At 35.4% G+C, this 14,129-nt stretch carries 10 protein-coding genes; 3 read left to right on the plus strand and 7 right to left on the minus strand.

All coding sequences use genetic code 11. The annotated features are described in order from the left end of the window. Positions 1-202: 202 nt before the first annotated feature. The 3 genes from AC6I0I_RS08455 to AC6I0I_RS08465 are packed head-to-tail and all read right to left on the minus strand — an operon-like array spanning position 203 to position 3,137. Positions 203-760, minus strand: a complete 558-nt coding sequence (locus AC6I0I_RS08455) for an NUDIX hydrolase (RefSeq protein ID WP_161831154.1) — start codon at positions 758-760, stop codon at positions 203-205. A 5-nt stretch (positions 761-765) separates the two neighbouring features. After that, entirely contained in the window at positions 766-1,242 is a 477-nt protein-coding gene (locus tag AC6I0I_RS08460; RefSeq protein ID WP_161831156.1) for a hypothetical protein, read from the minus strand. After that, complete coding sequence (locus AC6I0I_RS08465; protein WP_262953886.1) at positions 1,239-3,137, minus strand: DEAD/DEAH box helicase; 1,899 nt, start codon at positions 3,135-3,137, stop codon at positions 1,239-1,241. The genes AC6I0I_RS08460 and AC6I0I_RS08465 overlap by 4 nt, the downstream gene beginning before the upstream one ends. Before the next feature lie 150 nt (positions 3,138-3,287). Between AC6I0I_RS08465 and AC6I0I_RS08470 the strand changes: the two genes are divergently transcribed. The 3 genes from AC6I0I_RS08470 (at position 3,288) to AC6I0I_RS08480 (ending at position 5,572) form a co-directional block, all read left to right on the plus strand. Further along, positions 3,288-3,890 carry a methyltransferase domain-containing protein gene (locus AC6I0I_RS08470; protein WP_161831159.1) on the plus strand — a complete coding sequence of 201 codons (603 nt, stop codon included), beginning with the start codon at positions 3,288-3,290 and terminating at the stop codon, positions 3,888-3,890. Positions 3,891-4,069: 179 nt separating this feature from the next. Beyond that, on the plus strand, positions 4,070-4,918 hold the full coding sequence (locus AC6I0I_RS08475; RefSeq protein ID WP_262953887.1) for a polysaccharide deacetylase family protein: 849 nt from the start codon (positions 4,070-4,072) through the stop codon (positions 4,916-4,918). Positions 4,919-4,930: 12 nt separating this feature from the next. Next, positions 4,931-5,572: a hypothetical protein gene (locus tag AC6I0I_RS08480; RefSeq protein WP_262950675.1), complete on the plus strand. Its 642-nt coding sequence runs from the start codon at positions 4,931-4,933 to the stop codon at positions 5,570-5,572. 42 nt (positions 5,573-5,614) lie between these two features. Here AC6I0I_RS08480 and AC6I0I_RS08485 read toward each other — a convergent pair. From AC6I0I_RS08485 to AC6I0I_RS08500, 4 genes are all read right to left on the minus strand, one after another. Beyond that, positions 5,615-6,945, minus strand: a protein-coding gene (locus AC6I0I_RS08485) for an IS3 family transposase (RefSeq protein ID WP_497993588.1) whose coding sequence is annotated in 2 segments (ribosomal slippage) — positions 5,615-6,541 and positions 6,544-6,945 — 1,329 coding nt in all. Because the reading frame shifts where the segments join, the coding sequence is not laid out codon by codon here. Positions 6,946-7,770: 825 nt separating this feature from the next. Then, positions 7,771-10,200 carry a glycogen/starch/alpha-glucan phosphorylase gene (locus tag AC6I0I_RS08490; RefSeq protein WP_161831163.1) on the minus strand — a complete coding sequence of 810 codons (2,430 nt, stop codon included), beginning with the start codon at positions 10,198-10,200 and terminating at the stop codon, positions 7,771-7,773. A gap of 316 nt (positions 10,201-10,516) precedes the next feature. Then, complete coding sequence (locus AC6I0I_RS08495) at positions 10,517-12,964, minus strand: glycogen/starch synthase (protein WP_161831164.1); 2,448 nt, start codon at positions 12,962-12,964, stop codon at positions 10,517-10,519. Next, positions 12,954-14,126: a glucose-1-phosphate adenylyltransferase gene (locus tag AC6I0I_RS08500; RefSeq protein ID WP_161831165.1), complete on the minus strand. Its 1,173-nt coding sequence runs from the start codon at positions 14,124-14,126 to the stop codon at positions 12,954-12,956. Before AC6I0I_RS08500 ends, AC6I0I_RS08495 begins: the two co-directional genes overlap by 11 nt. Between the last annotated feature and the right edge of the window lie 3 nt (positions 14,127-14,129).

A 14,129-nucleotide genomic window follows, 5' to 3' on the forward strand; every position in this document is an offset into this window, starting at 1 on the left:
CTTCGTCCTCCCATTCAATATGGCCATTGAATTTTTTGAAAAAGACTTACCTCCCAACAGGTAAGGGTCGTTCTTTTTACTTTACGAGAGGATTATATACAATTTTTTCACTTTATGCAATATTTTTCAAATATTTCACAAAAAGAACACAAAAATGACATTTTTCAGAAACAATTAAACCCTTTTCATTTCATAGTCTGCCTTAAACCTTGCTTACACGTCGAATTAACTTTTCATAAATGGGAAGCATATGTTCTTCTCTCACATAATGTTTGATCTCATCAACAGGAATCCATCCTACCTGACTATTTTCATCTTCTTTAATTCGTAACTCATCTGTTTCACTAGCAATTAAAACATATGAAACATTTAAATGCTGATGAGCACTTACATATTCTCCACGTTTCATGTGCCCAATAACCGGTAAAATTTCAATTGACATGATGTCATCAGTTAACGGAGTCAAGTGTTTAACCCCCGTCTCCTCTCTCGCTTCTTTTAAGGCAACGGCCAATAAATCCGCTTGCCCATCTGCGTGCCCTCCAGTCCATGCCCAACTATTATAAATATGATGATAGACCATCAATACTTTATCTCTCGCCTCATTCAACACAAACCCTGAACTTGTAAAATGGGCAAATTCATTTTCTCGTGTCAGTAATTGAGACCCAAATAAATTCAAGTAATCGAGCATTACCTTTTTATCTTGCATCTCCTGTTTATTTTGAGGCACGTATCCTTCAATTTTTTCCTTTAACATTCAAATCAACTCCTTAATCGAATTGTCATAAAATCATCGAGTCCTATTTCAACCCTCTTAATGACAAGTTCTCCTTTGACAAACACTAACAGATTAAGTTCATCCAGTAACTCATCAAACTCGCTCATAACCTTTTCCCCTCTTCTTTTATAACCCACAAGTTTTAAAAGGGTGCGTAATTTTAGTTTGACATACTCCGCTTCGGTATACAGGAGTTTTAATTTAATCACCTTTAAATAATGCGCCATATCTTGAATAGGATTTACTCCCCCCATTAAACATTCGCCGTGTGATCTTAACTGTTGAAGTTCCCGCTCTAATTGTGAATCTAGCCTTATTAAACAATGATCGATGGCTATTTCAAATGTCGCCAACGATGTCTTCACCGCCAAATCGTGGTGAATTTGCTTAATCAGATGGCGTTCTTTTACATAGGGTAACTCAACATCTGACAAAAAAGCAGCAATATCATAAGGATTCATCTCTGTTTATTTTCCTCCTCTTTTAAACATCTTCTTAATTCAATATTCAATTGTTGGACAAAGAACAGTTTTTTGTGAAAGTAAATAGAGAATAGTTGCTCTGGGTCATTCCAAAGTGAATCAATGTAGGCCCGTTGCTGTGCTCTCGTCATATTCTTCTCAATAATTTGGCAGGCAACCTGTGACAAGTCAAGACTCTTCCTTTCCATCTCATCAAGTGGAATAAATGGAGGCGCCTCTCGATAGCGACTGAAATAACGTAACAACGCTTGAATGTCACGTTCATCATAGGATGGAATCATTTCTCCTAAAAAGCAACGACGTGCACAAATCTCTGTTAATTTATTTAAGAGTTGAATAGAGGTAATCTCTTCATGAACGTGATGATAGTCAAAAAACGTCGGTAATTGGGCAATTAAATGATCGTAACGTCGCTTTGTACTATCGTAAACTAAAATTTGATGACTTCGCTCAATTCCCCGATCCACTAGAGTAAATGCATACATTCCCAAAGGAACACGCTTAATAAAGGGGATTGATTCAAGTGCCTTTGTATCAATACTAGAGTCTAGCAAATGGATATACTCCTCCAATTTGGCAAAAGAAATTTTCTCATACATTTTCTGAGTTTCTTCTTTTTCATCGCCCATTTCTTCAACTATTTCCTCTCGATCCTGTAGTAAGGTCTTAGCATTAACCCACTTCACTTGGTCCTGCCAATCATCAATAAAACTAACAATATAGGCTTGATGCGTTCCCCCCGCCTTCACACCTCGTAATGCTCGGCCAATCATTTGTGTCATTAAGGCAGCAGATGTGGTCGGGCGGGTTAAAAAGACCGAACGAGTCATCGGCAAATCTATTCCCTCCGTCAAAATATTAACATTTATTAAAACATCAATTTTTCCTAACTGATAATCTAATATAATAGATTCATTCTCCATCACCAATTGCTTCATTTCCAAAATATCATCCGTTTCCCGGGAAATGATTACACCACAACGAATCTTTGCCTTTTCAAATAATGACTTTAGAACAAGGGCATGAAGTCGGTTAATAGCAAAAACGATAGTAGGACCATATTTTTCTTTATCATACTGCCTAACAATCGCTGCGTTTCTTAACTTATGATTGGCCATCTTTTCCGCAATTTCAATGGGAAAATCGTCCACCATGAGTTGCTTTTTCTCCTGATCCGTCAAAGTTAAAACTAATTCTGTTTGGCATTCCTCAAAATACGGCATTGATAAAATCCCACGTTTTATTAAATCAATTAAATCAACCTTATAGGCGATATCATCCGGAAAAACATCACTCAAATAACGCGTATCCGTTCGAAAAGGAGTAGCTGTTAATCCTAATAATTTAACAGATGCCACTCGATTTTGAATATGTTGTAAAATCTTTTCATACGTCGGCGCACTCGCATGATGCGCCTCATCAATAATGACGTAAATTTCTTTTTCCTTTTTTAACCATTTGTTCAAGAGTTTTAACCGTTTACATAAACTATCTTTACTCACAATGAGCAAATCATCACCTGGCTGAACCTCCTGCATCGATTGATGTGCCCCCGAAATTATTCGATAGGTAAATCCTGATCGTTGGGTCATCACATCAGAAAAAGCATTGTCTTCAAATGTTTTTGCAGCTTGCTCTAATAACATTTGTCGATGCGCCAACCATAATACCTTTTTATTATTGTTAAGCGCCCCCTTTAATAACCACCAACATGCCGTTAATGTTTTTCCACCCCCCGTTGGGATAACGAGTACAGATTTAAAACTCGAATGCTTATCCATCTCCCCCAAAACCTCTAAAGCCTCCGACTGATGCTCATAAGGATGTCTGTGAGCCGACATCTTTTTTACGCGAATCTCTCCCGCCTCACGCATCTTTTCACTCCCCTTTCCTTAGATAATAGCCTCATTTTATATTTTTTGATAAAAACCACCACTTATTTTTATAAAATAAAAGATCTCGGTTGCAACTTCAACCGGATGCCCCTACAATTAAATTATTAAATTCAAATGGGGGTATCACTCGTGACTGAAAAAGACTATGAACATTTATTAAATATTGAAACACAAGGGACAGATAAATATCATACCTCACATCTATACCATCGATACGAACCGACACCTTATGAGGTTCTAAACTTTCTATTTGAAAACTATACCTTAAATCAAAACGACCATGTGGTTGATTATGGTTGCGGAAAAGGGCGTCTCAACTTTTATATTCATCATTTCTTTCAAATCCCCGTCACCGGGATAGAAATGAATGAACAATTTTATGAAGTAGCCCTTCTTAACAAAAAAAACTATTTTAAAAAGCATCCCTTTGCACAAAATGATATCACCTTTTATTGTGGACTCGGTGAAACCTACCCCATTCGTTCAAATGAAAATAAGTTTTACTTCTTTAATCCATTTTCAATTCAAATATTTAGAAAAATTATTGAAAAAATTTTAATCTCTCTCGAGGAGTGTTACCGTGAAGTTGAACTCATTCTTTACTATCCCTCTGATGACTATCAATATTTTCTTGATCAGCGAACTCCTTTCCATTTAAAAAAAGAAATCACACTTCCAAACTACCATAAGGATCATAGGGAGCGTTTTTTAATTTATGGTCTTGGAATCTAGCTTAAAATAATACCTAATAATATCGCAAATTGTGACATAATTAAAGACCAATTCTAATTTTTTCATCCAAAAAAAAAAGTATTTTGTTTTATTCTGTAATTTAGGATATACTATACATAGGATATCCCCTCCATTAAACCGTGAGGGAACAATTAAAATCAGAGAAAGGGAGATGACTTATGGCCTATTACAACCGAGATTACTATTCGACGAAGAAAAAACCGTCACCACTGTTTTATTTATCTCTTACAATTATTAGTGTTTTAATCATTGCCGGGGGATTTTTTTTAAATGCATCAAATCAGGAAAAAAAATTATCCTTTGAAAAACCTAAACTGGAACAGTTAGCCTTTGATTCATCAGCACCGCTTAAACGCTGGCGTAATCAAGAAGTAAAATTTGTATACCTTACATTCGATGACGGACCCTCTGCGAATGCTCCCAAAGTCATGGACATTCTAGATCAATATCAAGTAAAAGGAACATTTTTTGTCCTCGGAACTTCCCTCACTAATAATAATCAAGCACAAGCAGTATTGCAACGAATGAAAGATGACGGGCATTATATCGGAATGCATACCCTGTCTCACAACTACAACCACCTATATGGTGATAACGGACCTGCAAACTTTGTTGCTGAATTGAAAGAGGAACAAAATTTGATTGAAGAAATGACAGGTGGATTTAAAAGTGAACTTTGCCGCGCCCCTTATGGAACAGGTGGAGGAACCTTTACACCAGAACACATCAAAGCTTTAAATGAAGCTGGGTTCAAATGTTGGGATTGGGACGTTGATTCTTTAGACTGGAAATATAGCGATGCAAATCAAATTTTAGAAAAAATTGAAGCAGATATGCAATTAAAATCAGCCGTTACCAATCTAGTCGTTTTATTCCATGAGAAAAATTCAACACTTGAGGCATTGCCACGTGTCATTGAGTATTATCAAAACCTAGGATATGAATTCCTACCTTATAACCCAGAACAACATTTTAGTAGAAATTTCTTTAATAGCGAAGATATTTAGGAGGACCTTTTCATGAAAAAAGTAATATCAATTATATTGGCTATCGTGATTACAGGAATTGGCCTCACTATCGCCTTTTCATACCAAACACCTAAAACAAAAACCTATTCAACGCTTAGCGAAATAGATAAAAAGATTGAAAATGAAACAACGGTCAGTGATTTAACGATTGAAAAAAATGTAAGCCAATTATATGAGGCTGTCCAAGCTTTAATTACCTTAGGTGAAACTTATACTGAAGGAACAGAAACCGATCAAGCATTTGAAACCTTCAATCAGGCATACGACGAAACAAAAAAATTAGAGGTCCAATTAGCTGAATTTATTAAAACCGATGTCACATCTAAACTTGAAAAAACAACTTCCGCTTTAACAGAAGACCAAAAGAAAGTAGCGACGGAGGCCATTGATGCTGAAAAAAAACGTCTAGATACATTAAAAACCTTTAATCAACAACTTAGCGCACTCAACAAAAACTTAAAAGGTTTAAAGGAAAATTTTGATCAAGATAAACCAAGTACAGCGATTCAATACTTTAATAGTGTAACAACATCATTTAATCAGGTGAAAGACAGTTATAATGATTATGTTGAGGCAACAAATCATTACTATCAGCTAAAAGAAAAGTTATACGAAGTATTAAAAACCGCATAATTTGTTTAATCTGTACCCTTTGTCAAGGACAAAGAAAAAAACCTAAGCAACTTGAAGCTGATTTCTGTATCCTACAGGAGTCAGCTTTTTTAAATTCCATTGATATCTAAAGTTGTTATGATAATCTATATATTCTTCAATTTCAATGAGTAAATCATCAAATGTCAGTTGATTGGTTATATCTGCTTCATCTTTTAGATGCCCAAAAAATGATTCTTGTGGAGCGTTATCCCAACAATTCCCCTTCCTAGACATTGATTGTTGAATTCCTAATTCCTTTAATTGATTCGAAAATTGCGGACTCGTATAATGCACGCCCTGATCGGAGTGAATAATCGTTTCCTTCGTTAATTGGACAGTCGGATTTTCTTGAAGTTGGTTCAGTGTTTGGAGAACAAAATCTATCTTTAAATGCTCACTTAATTGAAAAGCTAAAACTTCATTTGTTGCACTATCTAAGATGGTCGAGAGATAGGCAGTCTGACCCTTTCCATATTTTAAATAAGTGATATCGGTTAATAGAACTTTATAAGGTTCTAATGGCCTAAATTGACGATTAACAAGATTTGGACAGACACGATGTGCTTGTGTCGCTTTAGCGAGTTTACGATAGGGATTGCTTCGACGAACTTGACTCAATAGTCCATACTTTTTCATGATTCGATGAATAGATTTTAGGTTAAAGATAATGTTGAATTCCCCTTTAAGAACCATCGCTACTTGGCGAATTCCCTTGTTTTTTCGTCCCTTAAAACAAATGGCCTTTTGAATAACTTCTAAACGATGTTGTTCCTCCTTTAATCGCTTTAAACGAGCTTCTTCAGCACATAACGAAAAATAACGATAATAACCTGATCTTGAAATACCAAGACTATCGCATAAATGAGAAATTAAAGATTTAAATTTAGTTGATGTCTGATTCACTACTTGATGAATCATTTGAAACTTTACTTCTTTAGAGACTATTCGAGCATTTTTCTCATGAGTCTCAACTTTTTTAATAATTCGTTCTCAATCTTTAAAACTTCTAATTCAGCCTGCGTGCGTAATAATTGTTCTTCTAGCGTTAACTCTCGTTTTAGGGACCTTCCAGAATTCTTAGTACGACTATCATCCAATCCTAATGGGCCCTGGGTTTTAAAGGCTTGTTTCCAACGTTTAGCTGCAGAATTCACACGCTGCATGCCAAGCACCGTAACATTAAATCCATAGTATTCGAATATCTCTCGCGGAAACTTTCCTTTCTCGCTCATCATAATAAAGTTCTCCTTAAATTCTTTCGTATAAGTAATCCCTTTTTCAGATACTGACTTAACATATTCGTTTTGTTTGAGTTGTTCAATCTCTTGTGGTGTAAATAACTTCTTGCTCATTTAAAATCCTCCTAAAATCTAATAGTTAATATTATAACAAAAAGGCCCTAGAAGGTAGACTTTTTTTATTTGTCTACTCTCTAGGGTACATTTTATCTTTTTTTGTGTGCTCGATAGATAATCGTCTAAAAAACTTATCATCTTTTACAGTCAGTCTTACAAATTAGAGTAAATTAATAAATCTTTTTTCATCGTTAATCTTTCAAGTTCATCTATATCACTCATTGAGGATCATAAAAGAGCCTAGCTAAACGCTATACCCTTTTACGAAAAGAAATAATAACTTTACAAAAATATATCACAATAACTACATGTAATAGAGCTGGCCATGCGTATCCTATTTTTCCTATTCCACCCATTCCTATTGTTAATATAATGCGCAATACTGAGTTAATTAACGTGAAAATTAATATTAAACAAATAATAACCTTTAATAAATTAGACATTTTCTCCCTCCTTATCAAATGATTAGGATGTTAGTCTTTATTTGTCTCAACTAAAAGCAGAATATTTATAGATCTACTGTGATCAAGAGGGGGATATTCTACAACCACTGCTATAGAAATCCTAATTTCTATACTGTTAGACTGACAAATAAATTTTTCATCGCATTTTAAAACGTTGCCTCTTACGGCATAACTTAATCTTATGTCCAACCGTTAAAAACATTCAACCCCTCCTATTTTCACCGCCTTATTTATCTATAACAATAAATTACCAAAAATTCCCTATATATGCAATGAATAACTAGCGATTTTATCACATAAGAACTTATTGAGGTCTTAATAATAAAAAAAATCTCACGCTAACGTGAGATTTTTTTTATTAAAATTTTAATTTTTCTAAATGCCAAATTTGGTCTGCATATTCTTGAATCGTACGGTCTGATGAGAATTTACCAGAACGTGCAATATTAATCATTGACATTTCAGTCCATTTCTTGCGATTTTTATAAGCTTGATTAGCAGCCTCCTGCGCACGCACATAAGCATCAAAGTCTTTTAAGACAAAATACTCATCGCCATTATGTGTCACGGCATTAAAGATATCGCGGAATTCTTCTTTATCTGGTGTTAAGAATCCATTAACTAATTGATCTAATACACGACGAATACGAACATCTGTATGGTAAAGATTCCATGGGTTATATCCACCATTTTGTTGGTAATCATTAACTTCATCCGCATTTAATCCAAAGATAAAGCTATTTTCATCTCCAACTAGCTCATGAATTTCAACATTCGCTCCATCTAATGTTCCAATGGTCATAGCCCCATTCATCATAAACTTCATGTTTCCTGTTCCTGATGCCTCTTTTGATGCCGTAGAAATTTGTTCTGATAAATCAGCAGCTGGCATAATTAACTCAGCATACGTGACATTGTAATTTTCTACGAAAACAACTTTTAATAAGTTAGACGTTTCTGGATCATTATTAACTTTTTGAGCAATCGAGTTAATAAGTTTAATAACCTTCTTAGCAAAATAGTAACCTGATGCTGCCTTTGCTCCGAAGATGAATGATTGAGGATGGAAGTTCGCTCTAAATTGTTCATCCTCTTTTAATCGATTGTATAAATACATAATATGCATTGCGTTTAACAACTGGCGTTTATACGCATGAAGACGCTTAACTTGAATATCAAAAATCGAGTTTGGATCTAACTTCACACCTTGCTCACGTTCAATACGATTTGCTAACGCTTGTTTACGAGCATATTTCATATTCATAATTTCTTTTTGAACTCGCTCATCATGTAATTTATCCTCTAATTTCGCTAATTCAAACGTATTCGTATGATACCCTGTTCCGATTTCTTTATCTAATAACTTTGTTAATTCTGGATTACAATGTAATAACCAACGACGATGCGTGATTCCGTTTGTTTTATTATTAAAACGATCCGGATACATTTGATAGAAATCTTTCATCTCAATATGAGTTAAGATATCTGTATGTAACTGTGCAACCCCATTAATGCTAAATGACCCGACAATTGCTAAATGAGCCATACGCACTTGATTATATCCAATAATAGCTAATTCAGCTACTTTCTCTGGTTGATTTGGATATAACTCTAATAATTTTAAACAGTAACGACGGTTAATTTCCTCCGTAATCATATAAATACGTGGTAATAATGGTTGGAATAAATCAACCGGCCATTTTTCAAGTGCTTCCGCTAAAATTGTATGGTTCGTGTAAGCACATGAATGTTGAGTAATTTCCCAAGCTTGATCCCAACCGTACCCCTCTTCATCAATTAAAATACGCATTAATTCTGGAACGATTAAGGCTGGATGCGTATCGTTAATATGTAACACATTTTTTTCATGGAAATTATTCAATGTTCCGTAAACTTCTTTATGTTGACGTACAGCCCATCTTACACCGGCTGCTACAAAGAAGTATTGTTGTTTTAAACGTAAGATTTTTCCTTCTATTGTTGAATCATCTGGATATAAGAATTCTGAAATATTACGTACATCTTTTTCATATTCAACAGCTGAAATATGATCAGGATACTTATTTTCTGTCGGTTCCGATGACCATAAACGTAATGTATTAACCGTTTTATTATTATTCGCTACGTCCCCTACAACAGGTACATCATAAGGCACAGCTCTTACATACTCAGCTGGTACATGTTTATAGACTTCTTTCCCATCAACATTCTCTATTTGAACGTGTCCGTAGAACGGAATTTCAACCGATTCATTTGACTTACGAACTTCCCATACGTAACCACGTTGTAACCATTTATCTGGAATTTCTACTTGATAACCATCGATAATCTTTTGCTCAAAGAATCCATAACGATAACGTAATCCATTACCGTGCCCTGGTAATCCTAAAGATGCAATAGAGTCCATAAAACATGCTGCTAGACGACCTAATCCCCCATTACCAAGACCCGCATCTGCCTCAATGCGCTCTAATTCATTTAAGTCAATTGCTAACTCATTCATTGCTTCTTCAATAACCGGACGGATTCCCAAGTTCATGATGTTATTTGTTAATAAACGTCCCATCAAAAACTCCATTGAGAAATAGTAGACTTGTTTATGCTTCCCCTCAACAATCGCCTCGTTTGTCTCAATCCAATTTGATGAGATATACTCACGAACAAGTGTCCCTAGTGTGAAATATCTTTGGTGCGGTGTACTTTCTTCAAATTTAACGCCGTAAATTTGTTCCACTCGCGTCTGAAACGTATCCTTAAATACGTCTTTATTCGCAAATACATTAGCCATGAGAATAAATCTCCCTTCCATGTATGCAACACCCCTCCGATGTTACATATCTTTCCATTTCATAATCTTATTATATCAGATAATTTAAAAGATGAAAGCTCTGTTTCAGATGTAACGCGTTCCTTTTAAAGCTAAAAAATGCTATATTTCTGCAAATTTCATCTCGTTTATTTCGCCAGAACCAAAATATTACAGAAATACCTCTCTCTTTCAATATCATGGTGCCATCAAAAAAATAACGCTCTTATCTTCATAAACCTGATCCCTATTAAAGGTGATGGAATCACCTCATAAAAAAAGGAGTCTAATCCGACTCCTACTCTTCATTAATTAAATTTCTATAAAGATTAATATATTTTTCCGTTGAATTTTTCCAACTTAAATCTTGACTCATGGCACTCTGAACTAATTTATCCCAATGTTCAGGCATATGATAAAAATTAATCGCACGCTTTAATGTAAACAACATATCATGCGCGTTATAGTGAGCAAAACCGAATCCATTTCCATGTTGAATAAATTCATTATATGGAATAATAGTATCCTTTAATCCCCCTGTTTCCCTTACAACCGGGATCGTTCCATATTTTAATGCTATCATTTGGCTAATCCCACACGGTTCAAAACGTGAAGGCATTAAGAAAAGGTCACTTCCTGCATAGATCATTTGAGAATTATATGAGTAAAATCCGATATTTACAGAAACCTTATTCGGGTACTTTTGGGCCATTGCCTTAAAGAAACTCGTATATTTGTAATCCCCATCGCCTAATAAAACGAATTGAACATTTTCATTCATGAGTTCTTCAAAGACCTTTAAAATAAGATCAAACCCCTTTTGTTCAACTAAACGCGAAACCATTCCAATGACCGGCACATTTGGATTCACTGGAAGTCCTAATTCACGTTGCATTTGACATTTATTCTCTTTCTTATTTTCAACGGTCTTCGGTGTATATCGTTTATAAATACTCAAATCCGTTGCCGGATTATTATAATTATAATTAATCCCATTTAAAATACCATGTAAATGATCTTTTCGTGCGACAATAAAGCGATCAAGCCCCTCCGCAAAATATGGATAACAAATTTCATTACAATAAGTTTCAGAAACGGTTGTCACCTCATCACTTGTTACAATAGCCGTTTTCATAAAGTTGACTTTTTCAAATAGCATCACTTCATTTGGTATCGAATCAAATTGCGAAATAATGGCTAAATCCGATACATCGCATATTCCTTGATAATGAATATTATGAATCGTAAACACTGTTTTTGTAAACATAAAGTGATTGCTTCTTTTTGCGAATACATTTTTCATGAAATATGGAACTAGACCCGTTAACCAGTCATGAGAATGAATAATATCGTATTTATGTCCGCTTTTTTCAATAAAATCTAAAGCGAGATAACAGTATAATTCATAACGTTGACAATCATCACGATAACCATATAATTTTTCACGTGTTAACTCCCCACATGAAATGAAATAATAATTAATTCCATCTTTCGTATAACGATAAACATCATAAGGAACATCCAATTTCCCTATCACAGCAACCGATCGTAATTCATGACTTAAATTTTCCTGGTATCGATCAGACAATGAGTTAAAAAGTGGTAAAATAACATCTACATTTAACCCCTGATTAATAAGTTCCTGTGTGAGTTCAAACGTTACATCAGCGAGTCCCCCCGTTTTATAGAATGGTACACATTCAGTTGAGATTTGAGCGACGCTAATTCCTTTATTACCAATCACTCGCTGTCCCTTTCCAATAACAATAGGGGTATACTCTTGACCACTCAGGCGAGCCCCGTCACTAATATAAACGTGCTTATCCGTAATGACCTGTTCAATAATACTATTTTCCCCAATAACCGTTCGAGGTAAAATAACCGAGTTTCTAACAATGGCCCCTCGTTTAATCGTTACATCCCGAAATAGCACACAGTTTTCAACCTTACCTTCAATTCGACACCCATTTGCAATCATTGAATTGGTGACATCGGCCTGTTTCGTATAAAACGTCGGTGATTCATCTTTTGTCTTCGTAAGAACGGGACGCTCAAGCAAGAAAATTTGAAACCCATACTCATAATGTAGCATATCAAGATTTGCTCGATAGTACGACAGAATAGAATCAATGGTCCGCGTGTAAATACGATGCTCATAACGATTAATTTTAATCCCGTCATTCATTTCAACTAAATCAAGAACCGTTTGATAAGGGGAAATTTCATATTTTAAAATTAAATCAATTAAATATTCACGTGATAAAACAAAAATATTAACCGGTTTATTCCGATAATGAACCTGAGTCACATCTGATTTGGAATCGATATGTGACTGAACCAATTCTTCAAATGGAATGGTCGTAATAATATTGGCATGGTATAAAACCACATATTTTTGTCGGGAACGAAGGAAATATTCAATATATTCCCTCATTCGCGCAAAAGTGAGCGTATTTGCAATGGCACTTACTTCTTTTTTAGGGGGAAGCAAGAATAGCCCATCGACCTTACGATCAAGTCCCCAAAATTTTCCTGATCGGATGTGGTCACTTAATGAGTGATAGTCCCCATCCGGAAAAATTGATACATTTGTAATCCCAGAATGGACGGCATTCGATAGGGCGAAATCGACTAAACGATAACGTCCTGCAAAAGGTAGGGCAGCCACACAACGCTGATTTAGTAAGTTTTGAAGCGATTGGGAAGTATTCGTTCCATCAATCACACACAATGCCTTATTTTTCATGATCTTCTCCCCTCCCCTGATGCTCAAGAATTTCTTCTAAATTATCATTTGTCACCAAAACAATATTCGTTTCATCGCCATGAATCTCAGTATGAGCCGGAATCACAACGTCATCCCCGATAACAGCATAACTAATATGGCAATCATGTTCAATTTGAGCACTTGTTAAAATGACACTTTTTTCAACAATGGAACGCTCTTGAATAATGCAACGATGACCGATGATTGAATCATATACTTCACCGAAAACCATGCTTCCCTCATTAATCCAAGCATTTCGGACCTTCGCATCCTTTAAGATATGATGTGGCGGGAGGTTAGGTGTTTTTGAGAAAATAGGCCAACTATAATCATGAAGATTTAAATCATTATCGGAATCCAATAAATCCATGTGTGCTTTCCAATAACCTTCAACCGTTCCAACATCGCGCCAGTACCCTTTGTACTCATAAGCAAACACAGCTGAGTTCGTCTCGATAAAGTAAGGAATAACATCTTGAGCAAAGTCGACCCCCTCATAAAGATGTCTTTGATACTTATGAATAATATCATCTTTAAACTTCTTCCAACTAAAAACATAGACCCCCATCGATGCTAAACGACTTTCTGTTTTCTGAGGCTTTTCTTCAAACTCTATCACTCGATTTTCATGATTAACCTTCAGCATTCCAAATCTTTTAGTCTCTTCTTCGGGAACACGAATCGTTGAAATTGTCAATTGAGATCCCTTTTCAATATGATAGTCAATCAGCTTACGATAATCCATTTTATAAATATGATCTGCCGATAAAACTAATAAATAATCTGGGTTATATTGCTCAATAAACGGCATATTTAATATGACAGCCTCCGCTGTTCCCCCTTGCCATAAGAACCCATAATCACGAGACGTATAAGGACCCATTAATGTAACAGATGCCCCATGGACATCAAGATCCCATGAACTCCCCTCTCCAATATAACTATTTAATTCTAACGGTTCATATTGTGTTAATACCCCAACCTGATCAATTCCTGAATTTGTACAATTACTTAGGACAAAGTCTATTAGACGATACTTTCCTGCAAATGATACGGCAGGCTTAGGACGATGAATGGTTAGCTCTTTTAATCGGGTTCCTTTCCCCCCGGCTAATATCATAGCGACACTATTAACTGCCATTCT

It is taken from the genome of Turicibacter sp. St.80E1 (assembly GCF_059728495.1).

Coding starts and splice junctions, on each gene's coding strand:
- AC6I0I_RS08490 (WP_161831163.1), bottom strand. CDS start 10,200: ATGGCTAATGTATTTGCGAATAAAGACGTATTTAAGGATACGTTTCAG.
- AC6I0I_RS08465 (WP_262953886.1), bottom strand. CDS start 3,137: ATGCGTGAGGCGGGAGAGATTCGCGTAAAAAAGATGTCGGCTCACAGA.
- AC6I0I_RS08495 (WP_161831164.1), bottom strand. CDS start 12,964: ATGAAAAATAAGGCATTGTGTGTGATTGATGGAACGAATACTTCCCAA.
- AC6I0I_RS08475 (WP_262953887.1), top strand. CDS start 4,070: ATGGCCTATTACAACCGAGATTACTATTCGACGAAGAAAAAACCGTCA.
- AC6I0I_RS08455 (WP_161831154.1), bottom strand. CDS start 760: ATGTTAAAGGAAAAAATTGAAGGATACGTGCCTCAAAATAAACAGGAG.
- AC6I0I_RS08500 (WP_161831165.1), bottom strand. CDS start 14,126: ATGGCAGTTAATAGTGTCGCTATGATATTAGCCGGGGGGAAAGGAACC.
- AC6I0I_RS08480 (WP_262950675.1), top strand. CDS start 4,931: ATGAAAAAAGTAATATCAATTATATTGGCTATCGTGATTACAGGAATT.
- AC6I0I_RS08460 (WP_161831156.1), bottom strand. CDS start 1,242: ATGAATCCTTATGATATTGCTGCTTTTTTGTCAGATGTTGAGTTACCC.